Source organism: Pseudolactococcus laudensis (assembly GCF_013449735.1).
Classification (GTDB): domain Bacteria; phylum Bacillota; class Bacilli; order Lactobacillales; family Streptococcaceae; genus Pseudolactococcus; species Pseudolactococcus laudensis.
Genome location: NZ_JACBNY010000001.1, coordinates 37,230 through 55,348, shown reverse-complemented (window position 1 = coordinate 55,348; position 18,119 = coordinate 37,230). Strand labels below are relative to the sequence as shown.

Genomic DNA, 18,119 nt, shown 5'->3' with positions numbered 1-18,119 from the left:
TTCTCCAAAAAATTGATATAATTACTTTAATTATAACAGATTTTGACCAGAATGTATTTTTTATGCCCAAGTCCCTCACATTTACCGGTCAAACAAGTAGGAGAACCATGAAAATCAAGCATACCCGTGATACCTTATCAGATGTCTATGTCCAGTCTCTCAAAATTCGAAACACCGTATTCGTTAAAGAACAGCAGGTCCCCCTTTCCCTCGAAATCGACAAAGACGAGGCCTATGCCGTCCACTTCGTTTTACTACTTGATGATCAAGATGAGACGGCTGTTTCGACCTTGCGTATCTTGCCTTCGGCCAATGGTGAACAGGCTTTGATCCAACGTGTCGCGACGCTCAAACCTTACAGAGGTCAGGGATATGCACAAAAATTAATGGTTCATGTCCTAGACTTTTTACAATCTCAACATTTTAAAATAGTAGAGCTTCATGCCCAGATACAAGCTATCCCTTTCTATGAAAAGTTAGGCTTTGAATCTTTTGGTGATATTTTCTTAGATGCTGGCATCCAACATGTGGCTATGAAAAAAATAGTTTGACAATTTTGATGTCAAACTATTTTTCTTGTCTTATTTTTTTAAAGGTAAGAGTGCCTCAGATAATTTAGCAAATTCTGGAATTGATAGTGCTTCACCTCGAATTTGTGGCGAGATGCCTGCAACTTCAAGCGCTTGTGTGAGTTGCTCGCGGACTTCTTCTGTTTTTCCAAAGGCTGACTGGAGATTGTTCCAAAGCGTTTTACGTCTGTGGAGAAAGGCGAGTTTTGCGACTTTGAAAAAGAAATCCTCGTCCGAAACCTCAACCATTGGCGCATCGCGACGGGTCATTTTGAGGATGGCAGAATCAACGTTAGGTGCCGGAACAAAGACTGTTTTGGGTACGATGAAGGCGACTTGCGCGGTCATATAATACTGAACCGCGATAGAGAGGCTACCGTAGGCTTTGGTATTAGGCGCTGCTGAGATACGGTCGGCAACTTCTTTTTGCATCATAACGACGAACTCGGTAAAGGGGATTTTACTTTCGATCAAGTGCATCAAGATTGGCGTCGTGATATAGTAAGGGAGGTTCGCCACGACTTTGATGGGCAGGTCAGGATTTTTGAACTTGCGGATGTGCGTCTGTAAATCTGCTTTGAGGACATCTTCATTGATCACTGTGACATTGTCGAAATCTCGTAGGGTGTCTGCCAAAATCGGAATCAAGCGGTCGTCGATTTCAAAAGCCATAACTTCTGCCGCATTTTCAGCGATAAATTCTGTTAAAGCGCCAATACCCGGGCCAATTTCGATGACATTGACATTGCGGTCAATCTCAGCTGTATCGACAATTTTTTGTAAGATATTGGTATCCGTCAGGAAATTTTGTCCCAAACTTTTCTTGAATGAGAAACCATGACGGTCTAGTATGGCTTTGGTAACGCGGTAATCTGCTATATGCATGAATAGTTCTCCATTATTTCTTCAACTTCTGCTAGGGTGATGCCAAACAATTCTAAGCGTTTGAGCTGCTGTTTCGCATTGCTATAGCCAATTCTGAGTGTCTGACCCAGATATTCTCGTCTTTGCCGGCTGTCTGTATGTCCGATTAAGCCAAGCCGAATCAAATCTGCATGCGTGATATCAAAGACAGTGTCTGCATCAAAATTCGACGTTAAATGCCCTAGGGCCTTCTCTAAATCATCATAACTCGCATGTTCCACCCCGAGGGAACGGCCTTTGGTCTTTGATTTTGGCTTGGCCTCATCTCGATTGAGAAAGGCGTGCTTGACTGTGGGAATGGCGGTCATGATGATGCGCCGAATGCGCTCGCCACTATGGTCAGGGTCTGTAAAGACGATAACGCCACGCAAGTCGTGTAAACGCTCAATCCGCTCCAAATCATCATCTGAAATCGCCGACCCTTGCGTTTCATAGGTGTCAACCTCGTAATAGCGTTTGAGATTAGCCGTATCATCTTTACCTTCGACGACAACGACTTCGGAAATTTTACGTTTATCAGTCATGTAGGTTAAAAATCCTCATAGCGTTGTCATAAGTCGCTTGGGCAACTGCTGCCGTTGGGATACCTCGGAGTTCTGCGATTTTTTCGACGACAAACTTGGTATAGGCAGGCGTGTTTTCACGACCCCTGAAGGGCATGGGCGCAAGATAGGGGGCATCGGTTTCAACTAAGATTTTATCGAGTGGTAACTTAGCCGCTGCTTCTTGGAGATCCAATGCCTTTTTAAAAGTCACCACACCTGAGAAAGAAATCATCATGCCCAAATCTAAAAATTGCTTGGCTTCTTCATAGGTACCTGAAAAAGAGTGCATGATGCCACCACGTGGGCCAACGCCTTCAGACTTGATGATATCATAAGTGTCTGTCATAGCATCACGGGTGTGAACAACAAAAGGTAAATCATGCGTTTTGGACAACTGAATTTGACGACGGAAAACTGTTTCTTGCACATCTTTGGGGTCTTCCATCCAGTGATAATCTAAACCAATCTCACCTAGGGCAATCACCTTGGGATTCGCCAAATGCTTGACAATCATAGCCCCAATTTCAGATGTATAAGCCCCTGCTTCTGTCGGATGCCAGCCAATGGTTGAATACAGGTTATCATAGCTTGCTGATAACGCCAAGCTTTGCGCAATTGTTTGGGTATCAAACCCAACAATATTGAGTTTGGTGACACCAAATTCACGCGCTTTTTCAATTTCCTCAGCTTCACGACCTGCAAAATTATCGACGTTTAAGTGAGTATGTGTATCAAATATCAATTTCTTCTCCGTTCTCTATTTCTGATGCTTGTGTTTCTAAATAGTTTTCTACGGCTTCAACGTTTATCACTTTTCTAACAGGTTTCACCTGAAACACAAGACAAGTATCAGAAGTTACTTCTTCCATTATAACATTTATTTCCAACTCGGTTTCACCTCAACCTTAAAAATCTCTGTCTATTAGCAGATTAACCTTCTCAATAATTTGATAATCTGACCGCTTTTATTATCTACTTCAACACATATTGAGCAGCTATCCGCTTAAAAATAGCTTTTCAGCATTCTTATTTGTCTTTTTTTTTTTAAATATGCTATACTAAATTTGAGGACGGATATAATGAGTTAAAAGTAATTTTAACTCTAAAGAAATTTATTAAACTTACTGTTATTGTTTTTTGTTTCCAAAGCATAAATTTAGTCACCTGCGGTTTATTTTTTTTCATTAAGAACGACTATTATTGACTTAACTAGTAGCCGTTTTTCCAATAGATAAAAAATATTTTCAAAAAAACTAAACGTTAGCCATGATGTAGCCATCATTAAGCTGGAGCTTCGGCTCAATAACTTATTAAATTGAGTTTTGGCACCTTGAGACTAAGAAAATAGATGATTTGTTCACTTACGGCAAACACCTCGTTCACTTCTACGATTAGTCGTCGCAGAAAAAGAATTCTATGTCTCAAAGCAGTCGCCTCAACATCTTAAAAGGAGAACACTATGTCTGATAAAGGAACTGTTGATAAATTAAAAGGTAAAGCAGAAGAAGTCGCTGGTACTGTAACTGGCGATGACAAGAAAAAAGCCGAGGGCTTGATGAATCAAGCAATTGGCAAAGTAAAAGAAACGGCTTCTGATGTTAAAGAAGCGGTTGAAGATGGCGTTGAAAAAATCAAGGAAAAAATTGACCGCGACTAACCTCTCCATCAAATTTTATGATATCTCTTAGGCTATCATGTATTCGTCCTCGCACCAAACGTGACTCATATCATTAAACAGTCATTTGTTTCAATCATATAAGACACACCATCAACAAAAACAAAAAAGATTAATAGTCAGCTCTAACAGTAAGGAATAATGAGACAAGCGACATGCTTGTCTTTTTCTTTACTTTGTTTTTGACATCATAACGAGGGATTAGATTTAAAACTACAAAAAAACTGCCCACCATTAGCGGACAGTTTAATTACGAATACAGTACTTTAATTGTTTAAATTGCATCACGCAAACGTAGGCCATCATTTTCTAAGACACGTACACTACGAGGTAAGAATGCGCGAATTTCTTCTTCATTATAACCAATGTGTAGACGTTTATCATCCATGATAATCGGGCGACGTAGAATTTGTGGGTTTTCAGAAATGATTGTGACAGCCTCTGATAAAGAGAGCTCCTCAAAATCAACGTTTAGTGATTTCACAAATCGATTACGATTTGAAATCAGAGATTCAATACCATCATCACATTTTTCTAAAATATGTTTGACTTCGTCAGTTGACAAAGGACTTGACATGATGTTTCTCTCATCATAAGAAATATCATGCTGACCTAACCATAGTTTTGCTTTCTTACAACTCGTGCAGGATGGAGCTGTGTAAATTGTTATCATAGTGACCTCCGTGTTGGTACTTCTAACGCATTTCTTGTTATTTATATGATATCAATTATAACATATTTTGTCATCAGTCAAAAGACCTATTCAATAAAAACTTCAATTTTTAAAGCAATTATGAAAGTATTTAGTCAAAAACGCTTAATTTACTATTAGTTTTTTATCATAAAAAGACTTTATTCTTCGATTTCAATAGTATCTAACTCAAGAGATACTAACTCAGATTCTGCTGCTTTTGCTTCTTTTTTAGCCTTGGCTGTTTTTGGTGCTGATTTGTCTTCAGCTTGCGCTTCAACTGTTTCCTCTTCAATTAAACCAAATGCTTCACGGACTTTGTGGTCAATTTCAGCGAATACTTCTGAGTGTTCTTTCAAATAAAGTTTAGCTTTTTCAGACCCTTGACCGATTTTTTCATCATTGTAAGAGAACCAAGCACCCGATTTTTTGATGATATCCAAATCAGTAGCAATTTTAACCAATTCACCAGTCTGAGAAATCCCCTCACCAAACATGATTTCAACTTCTGCAACCTTGAACGGTGGTGCCACCTTGTTTTTCACGACTTTGATTTTCGTTTCTTTACCCATCGCAGTGTCTTTATCATCACCAGTACCTTTGATTTGCGTGTTGCCACGGACATCTAAACGAACTGACGCGTAAAATTTCAAGGCACGACCACCAGGGGTTGTCTCTGGGCTACCAAACATGACCCCAACTTTTTCACGCAATTGGTTAATAAAGATGGCGATTGTTTTGGTTTTATTGATTGATGCTGATAATTTACGCATCGCTTGTGACATCATCCGTGCTTGCAAACCAACGTGGGAATCTCCGATTTCACCATCAATTTCGGCACGTGGGACAAGGGCTGCCACTGAGTCAATAACAACTAAGTCAATGGCACCTGAATCAATCAATTTACCAGCAATTTCAAGACCTTGCTCACCAGAATCTGGTTGAGAGAGCAAGAGTTCATCAATGTTGACACCAAGCGCTGCTGCATAAGCGGGGTCAAGCGCATGTTCCGCATCGATAAAGGCTGCAATCCCGCCTTCTTTTTGGGCTTGCGCCACGGCGTGAAGGGCAACTGTTGTTTTACCTGATGATTCTGGGCCGTAGATTTCGATGATTCGCCCCTTAGGATAACCACCAACACCCAAAGCAATATCGAGCGCCAAAGAACCCGAGCTCATGACCTGAACTTTTTGCTCAGCCTTGTCACCCAGACGCATCAAAGCGCCTTTACCGAAGTCTTTTTCAATCACTTTCAGGGCATCATTGAGGGCTTTCTCACGCTCATCACCAAATTTTTTCGTAATATCATCTAAATTTTTCTTAGCTTTTTTTGCCAATGTATCTCTCCTCGTTTCATATACAGCCAGTTATATCAAGCTAGGCTGCAAAACTTTCACAATACCCTATTATAGCATTTTTCCATCTACTTTTATATACGTAATGCACCACCAACTTGCTCAAACTTTTTTCAATTTTTGACACTTGGGGCAAAAGTGCGTCCCCCGACCCGCCAGTTTAAATTTTTCAATCGCCCTCCCACATCTCGCACACGGCTGACCTGTTTTGCCATAAACTTGCAAGTGATCCTGCATGGTCCCATCAAGACCAAGCGCATTTTTATAGCTGCGAATGGTCGAACCACCATATTTGACACCTTCTGCTAAGATATGGATGACAGCACGTCTAAGCTCTGCTACTTTTTGGGGTGATAAGTGTCTTGCGATTTCAGACGGATGAATCTTGGCCAGCCACAAGACCTCATCAACATAGATGTTGCCCAGACCGGCCACCAAAGACTGATCCAATAAGTAGGGTTTGATCTTTTTCTGACTGCCTGAGAGCTGATGTTTGAACCTTTTCAAATCAAAATCCGCCTCTATTGGTTCTGGTCCAATTTTTTTGCGGTTAAAGAAATCACTGAGTTCGGATGTTTTGACGAGTTCTAGCGTGCCAAACTTTCGGACGTCTTGATAGACGAGGGTTTGACCGTTTGACAGGTCGAAAAAGCCGTGGAAATGTTTGTTATCTGGCACGTCGTTGCTGGGATAGCTCAGCCATTTGCCTTCCATACGCAGATGACTGACCAGGGTTTGCTCGCCTAGCTCAAACAGCAAATACTTGCCGCGACGATTGACTTCGTGGATAGTTTGATTGATGAGATAGGTTTTTAATTCTGTCAAATCAGACTTGATCATTCGAGTATAGTTAATTCGAAGTGCCGTGATTTTTTGACCACGAACAAGTTTATTAAGGCCGCGTCTGACGGTTTCGACTTCTGGTAATTCTGGCATGGCAAATTCCTTTAACATTAGTTTTAAATAGGGGTTGTAATATATTTTATAAGACTATACAATGAACTTAGACACCGGTGTACTAAAAATGTGGAGAGCACAATGAAAATCGAACAAATTTCTGAAACAAAAATCATTTATCAACGCCGAATAGGTGCTTATGGTATTGAAAATAAAAATTTGATGACGCATTTTAAAGCTTGGCTAAAAACGCATCAACTATTAAAGGATGATGCCGTTGTTCTAGCCTTAGCTTGGGATAATCCTGTAACTACCACACCCCAAAATTGCCGATACGATATCGCCTTAACCGTAGACAATTTTGATACTTTTGAACAGTTGGACGCGTCAAGCATCAAAGCTGGGCATTTAAAGGCTAGTCGTTATGCAATTTTTACAATCGCACATACTGAAGAAGCCATCCAACAAACCATGCAAAATATGTTTGCTGACCTCGCGCAAGCTGGTTATACATTTAATCCGCAACAACCGATTATTGAACGTTATGCGATGAAGATGCTAAAAAATGATCTGTGTGAAATCTGCGTCCCAATTCTTTAAGAATGATGTCTGACTATTAATCTATTAACAATTTTACCAGAAAATTAGTTATAATAGAGTCATGATAACTTTAAAGACTGTGATAGCTATTTTAAAACAAGACCAAAATTTTCGTGACATCATCATAGAAGGTGCCTATTTTAGTGCCCCTCATCAGGATATGACATTTCGTCAACTCTCTTATGATAGTCGTGAGGTAACGGATAGCACCCTCTTTTTTGCCAAGGGACTTAATTTTAAACGTCAGTTTTTGGCGGATTTGACGATTCCTTTCTATGTGTCTGAAACTGATTATGAGGTTGATATTCCAGCCATCATCGTCAATGATGTTAAGCACGCTATGAGTTTGATTGCCATGGCTTTCTACGACCAACCACAAGATGCGCTCAAAACACTGGCCTTTACCGGAACAAAAGGAAAAACGACTGCTGCTTACTTTGCTAAAAACATCTTGGATACGCATAATGGTGGTAAAACCGCTATGTTTTCAACCATGGAAACAACACTTGATGGCAAGACTTTTTTCAAATCACAACTGACGACACCTGAAAGTCTTGATCTCTTTCGGATGATGCGTGAGGCTGTCAGTAATGGTATGACGCATTTGGTTATGGAAGTCTCGTCACAGGCTTATAAAACAGCACGTGTTTATGGGCTAACTTTTGATGTCGGGGTTTTCCTTAATATTTCGCCTGACCATATCGGCTCTATCGAACACCCGACTTTTGAGGACTACTTTTACTGCAAGCGTCAGTTGCTAGCTAATTCTCGCTACGCGGTTGTTAATGCAGAGATGGCGCATTTTGACTTCGTTAAATCTGAGTTAACAGGTGAGACTGCTTTCTATGGGGCGGGTTCTGAGCACCCGATTTCAAACTCTGAAGCTTTCTCATTTTCTGCCCTTGATACAAATTTTGAGATTCAGTTAATTGGCCGTTTTAATCAAGAAAATGCCCTTGCTGCAAGTCTTGCTGCCATTCGCCTGGGGGCGAGCTTAGCTGATGCGAAAGTGGGGGTGTCGAAAACGACTGTTCCTGGTCGTATGGAGGTGCTGACGCAAGCCAATGGTGCTAAGGTTTTTGTCGATTATGCGCATAATGCGGATAGTTTAGAGAAACTCCTTGATGTGGTGATGCCGCATCAGACAGGGCGCGTGGTGCTTGTGATGGGCACGACTGGGAATAAGGGCGAGAGTCGGCGTCAGGGTGTGGGCGAGCTTTTGGAGCAGCTGCCTGAGATTGAGGTGATCTTGACTGCGGATGATCCGAATTTTGAGGATCCTGCTGAGATTGCGCGTGAGATTGCGAGTTATATGACCCGCGATGTTCAGATGATCATTGATCGGGAGACGGCGATTCGAACGGCGATGGCCAGTACTTCTGGTGCTGATGATGCGGTCATTATCGCTGGTAAAGGGGTTGACGCTTATCAAATCGTCAATGGTGTGCGTGAACCTTATGTAGGTGACCGCAAGATTGCTGAGAAATATTTGTAAAGAGGCTGAGACTAAAGGCCTCAGTCCCCATAACAAAAAGGCAAACTAGCCCTATCAATTTTGATTGTGCTAGTTTGCTTTTTCTATTTCAATTTATAGTCGGTTTTTAACCATTATTTTTCTAATATTGGCCGCCATCAAGGTTTAACGAATAGTCAGTCTACTCGATTTGGTCTATTTTTATAATAGTGATAGCGCTTCTGCTAATTTGGTTTTGCTTTGTAGAAACAATTCCAATTTGGTAAAAAATCAGCGAATTTCTTACCGATTTCGTATTGTTTTGCCAAAAGAATCCCGTTTTGGTAGTAAATCATGATGGCATCACTCGCAACTTTGGAGATTAGGCTCATAACAGTACAGATTTTATTTTTCAGAAAAGTGACACAATAAATTTAAAGTAGCTGTATCTTTTTCACCAGCATAAAATTTATCCAGTACTTTTTGGTAGATGTCCTCATGAGGCGCTGCATAGTTAAATAGTGTCATACTAGACTTTAATTTGAGAGCATCTATTTTGCCCAACACCTTAACACTATCATCTGTTTCCAACTCAAGCAGGGCAGTCGAAATTTCTTTTAATCGAGCACCAAGTATCGGGTGGTGTTGATAGGCAACTGCTTCATCCAGACCAAATATACTATAGTATCTAGCTTGGGTGCTTCGTCCCAATCCATCAAGTTGGGGGAAGATATACCACATCCAATGACTAGACTTGCGACCTTGTTTGATCTCGGACAAGGCAATGGCATAGTCATCTTTTTGTGCTTTGATAAAACGCTCAAAGTTAAATTTCTGCTCATCCATATTTTAAATCCCTCATCTTCTATTATTCCTGTTAATAGCAACTGATTTTATGTCTATTATACTAGATTTGGCATGACATTTCGTTATGAGATGGCAACTTAACTTGGATTTTCAGCTATTTCGTCCGAAGCTATCTCTCAAAATCACTTCCTCTGCACCTCTACCATATTTATGTTAAAATATAGCTTATGGATAAGATAATCAAGACAATCTCAAATAATGGACATTTTAGAGCCTATGCGCTTGAAGCGACACAAACGGTTAGCGAGGCACAAAAGCGGCATCAAACTTGGTCAAGCTCAACGGTTGCGCTTGGGCGGACTTTGATTGCGGCGCAGATTTTAGGTGCCAACCAAAAAGGTGACGATACGATTACCGTGCGCGTTCAAAGTAATGGCGCCATCACGAGTATCATTGCGGTCGCAGACACACGTGGCAATGTCAAAGGTTATATTAAAGAGCCTAATGTGGACTATAAACGTGGCTCGACTGGTGAAGTCTTAGTCGGCGATTTAGTCGGTCAAGGCTGGTTTTCTGTCGTTAAAGACATGGGCTTGAAAACGCCTTATACGGGGCAAACACCTTTGATTTCTGGTGAGATTGGTGAAGACTTGGCTTACTACCTGACGACTTCCGAGCAAACACCTTCTGCTGTTGGCTTGAATGTTTTGCTCAACGAAGATGAGTCTGTCCATGTTGCCGGTGGCTTTTTAGTTCAAGTCATGCCTGATGCACCTGAGTCTGAAATCGCAGCTTTAGAAACACGCATCCAGAACATGCCTGCTATTTCTAAACTCTTGCGCTCACATGACCACTCTAAAGCGATTTTAGACGCCATTTACGGGCAAGACCAATATAAAATCTTGGAAGAATCGCCTCTGGCTTTCCACTGCGATTGCTCTAAAGAACGGTTTGCTGACGGTATCCAAGGCCTTGGCAAAATAGAAGTTGAAAAATTGATTACTGAAAATCACGGGGCTGAAGTCATTTGCCAGTTCTGTGAAACAGTCTACAATTTTTCAGAAAATGATTTGAAAGAACTGATATAATATGACGAATACATACGATACACCCTGGAAAATCGGGGACATTGACATCAATAACCGCATCGTCCTTGCACCGATGGCTGGCATCAACAACAAAGCATTTCTCAGCCTCGCTAAAGAATTTGGTGCAGGCCTTGTGGTCACTGAAATGATTTCTGATAAGGGAATTGAGCATCGCAATGCCAAAACCCTATCCATGCTTGATTTTGATGGCGTACCAAATCCCTTGTCGATTCAAATTTTTGGCGGCGATGCTGAGACTTTGGTGGAAGCTGCGAAATTTGTCCAAGAGCATACAACGGCTGATATTATCGACATTAACATGGGATGCCCTGTCCCTAAGGTCACTAAAAATGAATCTGGTTCTCGCCTCCTGCTAGACCCTAATAAAGTGTATGACGTGGTATCTGCCGTTTCATCCGCTATCGACTTACCTTTAACGGTTAAGATGCGTCTAGGCTGGGATAATGATCACCTTTTCGCCGTCGAAAACGCGCTAGCTGCTGAAAAAGCGGGTGCTGCTGCCGTTGCCATGCATGGTCGGACGAAAGCACAGATGTATGAAGGCAAGGCTGACTGGGATTGGCTCGCCAAGGTCGCAAGCAAGATGACCATTCCTTTTATCGGAAACGGCGATGTTAAAACGCCCGAAGATGCCAAGCGCATGCTGGATGAGACGGGTGTCGATGCTGTGATGATCGGGCGTGCAGCACTTGGTAACCCCTGGATGCTGAAACGGACTGCGCATTATCTAGCTACTGGCGAGGAGATGCCTGAGCCAAGCGTTGCTGAGAAAATCGAGACGGCCAAGGTTCACTTAACGCGCCTGACTGAACTCAAAGGTGACGAAAATGGTTCACGTGAGTTCCGCCAACACGCAGCTTACTACCTCAAAGGGGCGCCTCGTGCTGCTAAGGTTAAGGTTGCGATTAATCAAGCCAGTTCTGCTGCTGAAATTTCTGGCATCTTTGATGATTATATGAAACTTTTTTGATATTAAAAGGACATCTGTCGTTGACAAATGTCCTTTTGTTTTAGCTATGCTTGCCTGTACCAGATTACCCTCTAAACTCAAGCTCACAAAAATGTTATTTAAACTCGTGTTTAAAACATAAAATTTTAATTTGATATGCTATACTGGAATGAGTAGAAAAGTTGAGATGGTGGCTATCTTGAAATGGAGGTGATGCTTATGCAAGTAAGTAATCAAATCTACAGAAAGGAGATGCCTGTTTGTCAGCATTTGAAACAATTCAAGTCCTATTTAGCTTTGGTATGTTTACCATTGCTTTGATTGGCTTAGTTGTGAAACTGCATAATCATGACGAAAAAAAATAACCGTCCTATAACTTTAGCCAGTTAAACGGTTATTTTTAACTAATTAACAGCTACCGTCTTAAACGGTTCTACTGGGAGCATGTGTAATCAGCACATGCTCTTTTTATACTTTCATTATAGCAATTGCAAAAACATTTGTCAAAACTTATAAATTCAAGTCTTCTGTATAGGTAAACCCACTACCAATCACTTCATGAACATTGATGATGGAAACAAAAGCATCTGGGTCTATTTCTGCTAGGATTCCCTTGACTGCTTGGACTTGGATAGGACTTAAGACAACATAGATAACTTTAGTGTCTTGGCCTGAGTAGACTCCTTCCGCCTTTAGGTAGGTGGCACCTCGACCGATTTCATCCGTTATTTTTTGGCTGATTTCCGCGTACTTGCTACTAATAATCAGCATCCCTCGCACGGTGTATCCACCATTTTGCACGACGGCAACGACTTGACTAAAGACGAAGCTCGCAATGACGGTATACATCATGTGTTGAATGTCGATGTAGGATAGGGATAAAGTGAGGACGAGGATGTCAAAGACGAAGAGGGTTTGGCCGAGGGCGAAGCCTTTTTTCTGCTCAAAATAACGGCCAATGATATCGCCGCCACCGGTCGTGCCGCCAAATCGAAAGACGATGCCGCCACCAATCCCTGCGAATATACCTGCGAGTAGCGCTGCGATCAAGGTATCATGCGCGAGGTCGATTGAAAAACTCATACGCTGGAAGAGCCAGATAAAAACAGATAAGCAGACAGTACCATGGATGGTGTAAATCATGCCTCGTTTACCGAATATTTTTACACCCAAAATAAATAAAGGAATATTGAGCAGAATCTGTGTGTAAGCTGGATTGATTTTAAACAGGGCGTGAAAAATCAGAGTGATCCCACTGACACCACCCTCAGCTAGATGATTGACCATGTTAAAATTAACAAAACCAAAGGCGTAAATCGCCGTCCCTAGAGCAATCATCAAGAAATTCAGGGGGTGAAATTTAACTTCTTTATTCATCTATTTTTCTTTCTTTCTGCGATTTCACTTCGTGAAATCTTGAAACTTGACTTCCGCTTGCGCTCCTGCCAAGCAGGGTCATTCGCGATCTTCGGACGCTCAAAGGCTTTCTGCGATTTCTCTTCCTGAAATCTTGAAACTTGACTTCCGCTTGCGCTCCTGCCAAGCAGGGTCATTCGCGATCTTCGGACGCTCAAAGGCTTTCTGCGATTTCACTTCGTGAAATCTTGAAACTTGGCTTCCGCTTGCGCTCCTGCCAAGCAGGGTCATTCGCGAACTTCGGACGCTCAAAGGTTTCCCAAAAAATAAGACCGTGATGAGCTATCACAATCTTATCAAAGTATACCCAGTTAACTAAAGATAGTCAAAAATGTTTACTTTATTTGATTAACTGAGTATATTAAGCCTTATCATTTTTACTATTAATTGTCGTCTTCGATAAAACGTCCTAAGACTTTAACGTTTTCAGCAACCGACACAAAGGCTGTTGGGTCAACTTCTTTCATGATGTATTTGAATTCTTGATATTCAGCTTGTGTGATAATCGTAATCAAAATCGTCATTGTCACTTTTGTATAGCCACCCTCAGCTGAGTTAACCACTGTGACTCCCCGATGTAATTTTTGATGTAGGGCCTGAGTAATTTCTACCGGATGCTTGGTAATAATGGTTGCTTGCATCTTACGTTGCTTGGTATAGATAGCATCCGTCACACGGCTTGATACAAAAATCGTTAGAAGTGAATAGAACATATACTGCCATCCGAAAAGAACACCTGCGATAAGGACAATGACACCATTGAACAAGAGGCTGATGTTGCCAACCTGACGACCAGTTTTTTTCCGTATATAAAGGCTAACAATGTCTGTACCGCCGCTAGAAATACCACTACGTAACGCATAACCAATCCCTGCACCCATAACAGCACCACCAAAAATCGCATTGATAATCGGATCTGGCGTCATGGTAAATTCAGGAATGATATGAATGAAGATTGAGCTTAAAGTAACCGTAATCACTGTATAGATGGTAAATCTTTTTCCGATTTTTAACCAAGCTAAAACTAACAAAGGAAGATTTAACAAATATAAGGTGACGGATACGGGGATATCATGGTCTAGTAATTTATAGGATAGGGTCGTAAAAATCTGTGCTAGACCTGTAATGCCACTAGAATAAACATGACCAGGCTGAAAGAAAAGATTCAGGGCGACCGCTGAAAGTAGCGCGTAGACAACTGATGCCGAAAGTTTATACATCAGTTTTTCGATAGATAAATTTTTGATCACGTTAATCATAGAAGGTATTATTTTCCAATTTTAAAATTGAGCTCTGCCAATTGTTGGTCAGAAACCAAGCTAGGGGCTTGCGTCATCGGATCCGTTGCCTTATTGTTTTTCGGAAAAGCAATAACTTCACGAATATTATCTTTACCAGCTAGGAGCATGACGAAACGGTCAAGTCCAAGGGCTAGACCACCGTGTGGTGGGAAACCGTAGTCCATAGCTTCAAGTAAGAACCCAAACTGCTCATTTGCAGCTTCTGCTGTGAAACCAAGCGCTTTGAGCATGCGTTCTTGCAAGTCTTTATGATTAATCCGCAAACTACCGCCACCCAACTCATAACCGTTGAGCACGATATCATAAGCGACTGCACGAACCTTGGACAAATCACCCTCAAGTTCATGCGCACTTTCTGTTGTCGGCAAAGTAAAAGGATGGTGGGCGCTTGTGTAGCGACCTTCTTCTTCACTCCACTCAAACATCGGCCAGTCGATCACCCAGAGGAAGTTAAATTGATTTTGATCAATCAAGTCCTGTTCTTTGGCGATTCGGCTACGAAGGGCACCGAGTGTCGCATTTGCCACGTCCAACTCATCTGCCACAAAGAGAACCAAATCTTTATCCGTCAAAGCAAGCGTTTCAGCCAATTCATCGGCGATTTCTGGCAAGAATTTAGCGATAGGACCTGAAAATTCATTGGCCACAAACTTAACCCAAGCAAGCCCCTTAGCACCAAATTGTTTGGCATAGTCCGTCAGTTTGTCAATATCTTTACGCGAGTAAGCATCCGCTGCATTTTTGGCAACAATGGCCTTAACGACAGGCGCTTCTGAGAAAACCTTAAAATCCGCCTTTTTGACAATGGTAGAGACATCTGACAACAACATCTCAAAACGAGTGTCTGGCTTATCAGAGCCATATTGATTCATGGCGTCATCATAAGTCATGCGTGGGAAAGGCAAGGTCACTTCGATATTTTTCGTCTCTTTCATAACCTTAGCAATCAAGCCTTCTGTCAGGTCTTGAATCTCCTGCTCATCAAGGAAAGATGTTTCCAAATCGACCTGTGTAAATTCAGGCTGGCGGTCCCCTCGCAAGTCTTCATCGCGGAAACACTTGACGATTTGATAATATCGGTCAAAACCAGCGTTCATTAACAGCTGTTTGGTGATTTGCGGTGACTGAGGCAAGGCATAAAAATGCCCTTCCGAAATCCGACTTGGTACCAAATAGTCACGCGCCCCTTCCGGTGTTGACTTGGTCAAAATCGGTGTTTCAACATCAATAAAGTCCAAATCATCCAGATAGTGACGAATAGCCTTGGTCACATTGTGACGCAATTTAAAGTTTGACAACATTTCTGGACGACGCAAGTCCAAGTAACGATAGCGCATGCGTGTGTCGTCACTGGCTTCTAAATCATCTTTGATTTCAAACGGTGTTGTCTTCGCTACATTTAAAACAGTCAAGTCAGCAACTTCAAGCTCGACTTGTCCAGTTGCTAATTTATCATTGGCTTGCGCTCTGGCAAGGACTGTACCTGTCACTTCAATAACAAATTCACTACGCAAACTTTCCGCTGTTGCCAAAACTTCTTTTGAGGCTAATTCAGGGTTAACCACCAACTGCATGATGCCTTCACGGTCACGCAAATCAATAAAAATCAAGCCACCAAGGTCACGACGGCGTGCCACCCAACCTTTAAGCGTGATTGTTTGACCAATATCTTCTGAGCGGACGGCGCCCGCATATCCTGTACGTTTCATTTTTACTTCCTTTTTTGTCTTACTAAATTACTTTCGATAACACCAGCATCACAACCTGTAAACCAACCGCTAGAAAAACTAACACAGTCGTCAAACGACTTTCTTTGAGAAAAGCATTGATTTTCTTGACTGCCACTACATAGAGGGCGACAAAGAGCCAGAGATTGAGACCGTTATAATCGCCTTGTAGCAGTTTGAGGCCACTCATGATAATCATCAAAATTGCGATTATCCTGATTAACAAGTGAACTTTCTTTTCTGTCATACCCTACCTCGCGAGAAATGACGTCACGAGTAAAAGTACAAGCGTGACAATCACAATAACCCGTGCGATTTTATCTCGGGTAATCGCCTTATCTCGATTAAAAATCACAATCAAGGCGCAATAAATCACTAAAAAGACACGGTCAAACTGATGAGACTGCGTGACAATCTGATACAAACTAGCAGCCATTGATAAAGCCGACAAGCCCATCAATATCTTGAGTTTATCTGTCATGCGTCAGCCGCCACTTCAGTAAAGACAGCGTCAAACTTGTCTTGAATTTCAGACAAGGTTGTCTTGACTTCTGCACGTGTCGCATTGTTTTTAACGACGATCTCTCCGGTCTCAACTTCTGATTCCCCGAGGGTGATAATCACCTTGGCCCCAAATTCTTCTGCCGACTTGAATTGTTGTTTAATCTTGCGATTTAAGACATCACGTTCCACGGCATAGCCTTGATCGCGTAGCGACTGCACTAACTTGAGAGCTGCAACATTGGCGCTTGCGCCCAAGACAACCACGTAAACATCGAGCGGCTGGGCAACTGGTAGTGGCGCGCCTTGCTCTTCTAAGATAAGCAAAAGCCTGTCCACACCGATCCCAAAACCAAAGCCAGGCGTTTCAGGCCCACCAAAATAGCTGACCAGCGAATCATATCGACCACCACCACAAATCGTCAGCTCCTTGCCCTTGATCTCCGTCATGAACTCAAAAATTGTGTCGTTGTAGTAATCAAGACCACGCACCATATTTTGGTCGATAGTGTAGGCGATATTGAGGCTCTCCAACATGGTCTTGACGTCGGTCAAGTGCTGCTGACTAGCGTCAGTCAAGAAATCCAGGATTGAAGGCGCGTCTTTGACGATGGCGATATCCTGTTTATCTTTGGAATCCAAAACACGCAAGGGATTTTCGTGCAAGCGACGCTTAGAATCATCAGACAGATTGTCTAAATGCTGTTCCAAGTATGCAATTAAGGCCTCACGGTAACGTTCGCGTGTCTCGCTATCCCCCAATGAATTGATAACAAGCTTGATATTTTTGACACCGACTTGGTCGAAAAAGGCTTTAGCCATGGCGATTGTCTCAACATCCGTTGCAGGATTTTTTGAGCCGAAATTTTCAACACCAATCTGGTGAAATTCACGTAGACGACCAGCTTGTGGGCGTTCATAACGGAACATAGATCCTATATAATAAACTTTAAATGGTTTTTGAACTTCTGGCGCAAATTTTTTGTTTTCGACATAAGAGCGAACAACTGGCGCTGTCCCTTCAGGACGCAAAGTCACATGGCGATCACCCTTGTCGTAAAAATCGTACATTTCCTTGGTCACGATATCTGTCGTGTCCCCAACGGAACGCGAGATTACCTCGTAGTGCTCAAAAAGTGGTGTACGGATTTCACTAAAACGATAAGTCGCAAAAACGCGACGCATAGTCGCCTCGACAAATTGCCATTTTTCACTCTCGCCAGGCAGGATATCAACCGTGCCTTTAGGTCTTTGTAATTTCATATTTCCTATTTACCTCTCTCAATTCCTATAAGAAAACGCCCTTGAGCGTAGACATATACTCAGTTAACTCCAGGAAGAAAACAAAATTTTTGAGATATTTACCGTCAATTCAAGGCGATGAGGTGATGACATACAGGTGTACGTCAAGACTTATCAACGATGAAGTGGCGGAAAATAGCCGAAAATGTTTGCTTTATTGGGTTAGGTGAGTATAAACGCTCAAGGACGACAATATCGTGGTACCACCTTGGTTTCTAGGCATTCCTAGCTCTGTAGCTATAAAGTTGCTAACTTTTCTTTTTAAATCGTCACTGTCTATTGTCTGCGGATTTTCAGC

The 18,119-nt window shown here is 42.0% G+C and carries 22 protein-coding genes; 7 read left to right on the top strand and 15 right to left on the bottom strand.

Translation table 11 applies throughout. The annotated features are described in order from the left end of the window. Positions 1-107 precede the first annotated feature (107 nt). Positions 108-551, top strand: coding sequence for a GNAT family N-acetyltransferase (locus tag HZR21_RS00295; RefSeq protein WP_004261169.1), 444 nt, complete (start codon positions 108-110; stop codon positions 549-551). A gap of 30 nt (positions 552-581) precedes the next feature. On the opposite strand, the gene rsmA is transcribed toward HZR21_RS00295, so the two are convergent. Genes rsmA through HZR21_RS00275 form a run of 4 tightly spaced genes read right to left on the bottom strand, consistent with a single transcriptional unit; the run spans position 582 to position 2,907 of the window. Further along, complete coding sequence (gene rsmA / locus HZR21_RS00290; protein ID WP_180745435.1) at positions 582-1,454, bottom strand: 16S rRNA (adenine(1518)-N(6)/adenine(1519)-N(6))-dimethyltransferase RsmA; 873 nt, start codon at positions 1,452-1,454, stop codon at positions 582-584. Beyond that, positions 1,445-2,017, bottom strand: coding sequence for a ribonuclease M5 (gene rnmV, locus HZR21_RS00285; RefSeq protein WP_004261172.1), 573 nt, complete (start codon positions 2,015-2,017; stop codon positions 1,445-1,447). The genes rsmA and rnmV overlap by 10 nt, the downstream gene beginning before the upstream one ends. Beyond that, positions 2,010-2,780: a TatD family hydrolase gene (locus HZR21_RS00280; protein ID WP_180745433.1), complete on the bottom strand. Its 771-nt coding sequence runs from the start codon at positions 2,778-2,780 to the stop codon at positions 2,010-2,012. The genes rnmV and HZR21_RS00280 overlap by 8 nt, the downstream gene beginning before the upstream one ends. Beyond that, the gene (locus HZR21_RS00275) at positions 2,770-2,907 is read right to left on the bottom strand and encodes a hypothetical protein (protein ID WP_180745431.1); all 138 of its coding nucleotides are present in this window, start codon (positions 2,905-2,907) and stop codon (positions 2,770-2,772) included. The genes HZR21_RS00280 and HZR21_RS00275 overlap by 11 nt, the downstream gene beginning before the upstream one ends. Before the next feature lie 590 nt (positions 2,908-3,497). On the opposite strand from HZR21_RS00275, the gene HZR21_RS00270 reads away from it, so the two are divergent. Then, positions 3,498-3,695 carry a CsbD family protein gene (locus HZR21_RS00270; protein ID WP_004261178.1) on the top strand — a complete coding sequence of 66 codons (198 nt, stop codon included), beginning with the start codon at positions 3,498-3,500 and terminating at the stop codon, positions 3,693-3,695. Positions 3,696-3,987: 292 nt separating this feature from the next. Here the strand turns inward: HZR21_RS00270 and spx are convergent, their stop codons facing one another. From spx to mutM, 3 genes are all read right to left on the bottom strand, one after another. Further along, on the bottom strand, positions 3,988-4,386 hold the full coding sequence (spx, locus tag HZR21_RS00265; RefSeq protein WP_031366278.1) for a transcriptional regulator Spx: 399 nt from the start codon (positions 4,384-4,386) through the stop codon (positions 3,988-3,990). A gap of 179 nt (positions 4,387-4,565) precedes the next feature. Continuing rightward, complete coding sequence (gene recA / locus HZR21_RS00260) at positions 4,566-5,741, bottom strand: recombinase RecA (protein ID WP_180745429.1); 1,176 nt, start codon at positions 5,739-5,741, stop codon at positions 4,566-4,568. Between the two features lie 120 nt (positions 5,742-5,861). Further along, positions 5,862-6,695, bottom strand: a complete 834-nt coding sequence (gene mutM / locus HZR21_RS00255; RefSeq protein WP_180745838.1) for a DNA-formamidopyrimidine glycosylase — start codon at positions 6,693-6,695, stop codon at positions 5,862-5,864. 102 nt (positions 6,696-6,797) lie between these two features. Here mutM and HZR21_RS00250 point away from each other — a divergent pair, with 102 nt between their 5' ends. Next, positions 6,798-7,256: an AraC family transcriptional regulator gene (locus HZR21_RS00250; protein WP_180745427.1), complete on the top strand. Its 459-nt coding sequence runs from the start codon at positions 6,798-6,800 to the stop codon at positions 7,254-7,256. 61 nt (positions 7,257-7,317) lie between these two features. Beyond that, on the top strand, positions 7,318-8,751 hold the full coding sequence (locus tag HZR21_RS00245; protein WP_180745425.1) for a UDP-N-acetylmuramoyl-L-alanyl-D-glutamate--L-lysine ligase: 1,434 nt from the start codon (positions 7,318-7,320) through the stop codon (positions 8,749-8,751). Between the two features lie 203 nt (positions 8,752-8,954). Here HZR21_RS00245 and HZR21_RS00240 read toward each other — a convergent pair whose 3' ends face one another. Next, a complete protein-coding gene (locus tag HZR21_RS00240) occupies positions 8,955-9,101 on the bottom strand; it encodes a hypothetical protein (RefSeq protein WP_180745358.1) in 147 nt (48 codons plus the stop codon). Between the two features lie 13 nt (positions 9,102-9,114). Then, positions 9,115-9,555, bottom strand: a complete 441-nt coding sequence (locus HZR21_RS00235; RefSeq protein ID WP_180745423.1) for a DUF1810 domain-containing protein — start codon at positions 9,553-9,555, stop codon at positions 9,115-9,117. A 188-nt stretch (positions 9,556-9,743) separates the two neighbouring features. Between HZR21_RS00235 and hslO the strand changes: the two genes are divergently transcribed. The 3 genes from hslO to HZR21_RS00220 all read left to right on the top strand — a co-directional run bounded on the left by hslO (position 9,744) and on the right by HZR21_RS00220 (position 11,939). Beyond that, the gene (gene hslO, locus HZR21_RS00230) at positions 9,744-10,604 is read left to right on the top strand and encodes an Hsp33 family molecular chaperone HslO (RefSeq protein ID WP_180745421.1); all 861 of its coding nucleotides are present in this window, start codon (positions 9,744-9,746) and stop codon (positions 10,602-10,604) included. 1 nt (position 10,605) lies between these two features. Continuing rightward, positions 10,606-11,595, top strand: a complete 990-nt coding sequence (gene dusB, locus HZR21_RS00225; protein ID WP_180745419.1) for a tRNA dihydrouridine synthase DusB — start codon at positions 10,606-10,608, stop codon at positions 11,593-11,595. Between the two features lie 239 nt (positions 11,596-11,834). Then, positions 11,835-11,939, top strand: coding sequence for a putative holin-like toxin (locus HZR21_RS00220; RefSeq protein WP_082785331.1), 105 nt, complete (start codon positions 11,835-11,837; stop codon positions 11,937-11,939). A 145-nt stretch (positions 11,940-12,084) separates the two neighbouring features. Here HZR21_RS00220 and HZR21_RS00215 read toward each other — a convergent pair whose 3' ends face one another. From HZR21_RS00215 to hisS, 6 genes are all read right to left on the bottom strand, one after another. Next, positions 12,085-12,951, bottom strand: coding sequence for a YitT family protein (locus HZR21_RS00215; protein WP_003138168.1), 867 nt, complete (start codon positions 12,949-12,951; stop codon positions 12,085-12,087). 422 nt (positions 12,952-13,373) lie between these two features. After that, positions 13,374-14,249, bottom strand: a complete 876-nt coding sequence (locus HZR21_RS00210) for a YitT family protein (protein ID WP_003138170.1) — start codon at positions 14,247-14,249, stop codon at positions 13,374-13,376. Positions 14,250-14,257: 8 nt separating this feature from the next. Continuing rightward, the gene (gene aspS / locus HZR21_RS00205) at positions 14,258-16,000 is read right to left on the bottom strand and encodes an aspartate--tRNA ligase (protein ID WP_180745417.1); all 1,743 of its coding nucleotides are present in this window, start codon (positions 15,998-16,000) and stop codon (positions 14,258-14,260) included. A gap of 22 nt (positions 16,001-16,022) precedes the next feature. Next, positions 16,023-16,265, bottom strand: coding sequence for a hypothetical protein (locus HZR21_RS00200; RefSeq protein WP_180745415.1), 243 nt, complete (start codon positions 16,263-16,265; stop codon positions 16,023-16,025). Between the two features lie 3 nt (positions 16,266-16,268). Then, entirely contained in the window at positions 16,269-16,499 is a 231-nt protein-coding gene (locus HZR21_RS00195; RefSeq protein ID WP_180745413.1) for a hypothetical protein, read from the bottom strand. Further along, positions 16,496-17,782 carry a histidine--tRNA ligase gene (gene hisS, locus HZR21_RS00190; RefSeq protein WP_180745411.1) on the bottom strand — a complete coding sequence of 429 codons (1,287 nt, stop codon included), beginning with the start codon at positions 17,780-17,782 and terminating at the stop codon, positions 16,496-16,498. The genes HZR21_RS00195 and hisS overlap by 4 nt, the downstream gene beginning before the upstream one ends. Positions 17,783-18,119 lie beyond the last annotated feature (337 nt).

Bases quoted from the DNA above. Each gene is read 5' to 3' on its own strand.
- HZR21_RS00295 (WP_004261169.1), top strand. From the start codon at position 108: ATGAAAATCAAGCATACCCGTGATACCTTATCAGATGTCTATGTCCAG.
- rsmA (WP_180745435.1), bottom strand. From the start codon at position 1,454: ATGCATATAGCAGATTACCGCGTTACCAAAGCCATACTAGACCGTCAT.
- rnmV (WP_004261172.1), bottom strand. From the start codon at position 2,017: ATGACTGATAAACGTAAAATTTCCGAAGTCGTTGTCGTCGAAGGTAAA.
- HZR21_RS00275 (WP_180745431.1), bottom strand. From the start codon at position 2,907: ATGGAAGAAGTAACTTCTGATACTTGTCTTGTGTTTCAGGTGAAACCT.
- HZR21_RS00270 (WP_004261178.1), top strand. From the start codon at position 3,498: ATGTCTGATAAAGGAACTGTTGATAAATTAAAAGGTAAAGCAGAAGAA.
- spx (WP_031366278.1), bottom strand. From the start codon at position 4,386: ATGATAACAATTTACACAGCTCCATCCTGCACGAGTTGTAAGAAAGCA.
- mutM (WP_180745838.1), bottom strand. From the start codon at position 6,695: ATGCCAGAATTACCAGAAGTCGAAACCGTCAGACGCGGCCTTAATAAA.
- HZR21_RS00250 (WP_180745427.1), top strand. From the start codon at position 6,798: ATGAAAATCGAACAAATTTCTGAAACAAAAATCATTTATCAACGCCGA.
- HZR21_RS00245 (WP_180745425.1), top strand. From the start codon at position 7,318: ATGATAACTTTAAAGACTGTGATAGCTATTTTAAAACAAGACCAAAAT.
- HZR21_RS00240 (WP_180745358.1), bottom strand. From the start codon at position 9,101: ATGAGCCTAATCTCCAAAGTTGCGAGTGATGCCATCATGATTTACTAC.
- HZR21_RS00235 (WP_180745423.1), bottom strand. From the start codon at position 9,555: ATGGATGAGCAGAAATTTAACTTTGAGCGTTTTATCAAAGCACAAAAA.
- hslO (WP_180745421.1), top strand. From the start codon at position 9,744: ATGGATAAGATAATCAAGACAATCTCAAATAATGGACATTTTAGAGCC.
- dusB (WP_180745419.1), top strand. From the start codon at position 10,606: ATGACGAATACATACGATACACCCTGGAAAATCGGGGACATTGACATC.
- HZR21_RS00215 (WP_003138168.1), bottom strand. From the start codon at position 12,951: ATGAATAAAGAAGTTAAATTTCACCCCCTGAATTTCTTGATGATTGCT.
- HZR21_RS00210 (WP_003138170.1), bottom strand. From the start codon at position 14,249: ATGATTAACGTGATCAAAAATTTATCTATCGAAAAACTGATGTATAAA.
- aspS (WP_180745417.1), bottom strand. From the start codon at position 16,000: ATGAAACGTACAGGATATGCGGGCGCCGTCCGCTCAGAAGATATTGGT.
- HZR21_RS00200 (WP_180745415.1), bottom strand. From the start codon at position 16,265: ATGACAGAAAAGAAAGTTCACTTGTTAATCAGGATAATCGCAATTTTG.
- HZR21_RS00195 (WP_180745413.1), bottom strand. From the start codon at position 16,499: ATGACAGATAAACTCAAGATATTGATGGGCTTGTCGGCTTTATCAATG.
- hisS (WP_180745411.1), bottom strand. From the start codon at position 17,782: ATGAAATTACAAAGACCTAAAGGCACGGTTGATATCCTGCCTGGCGAG.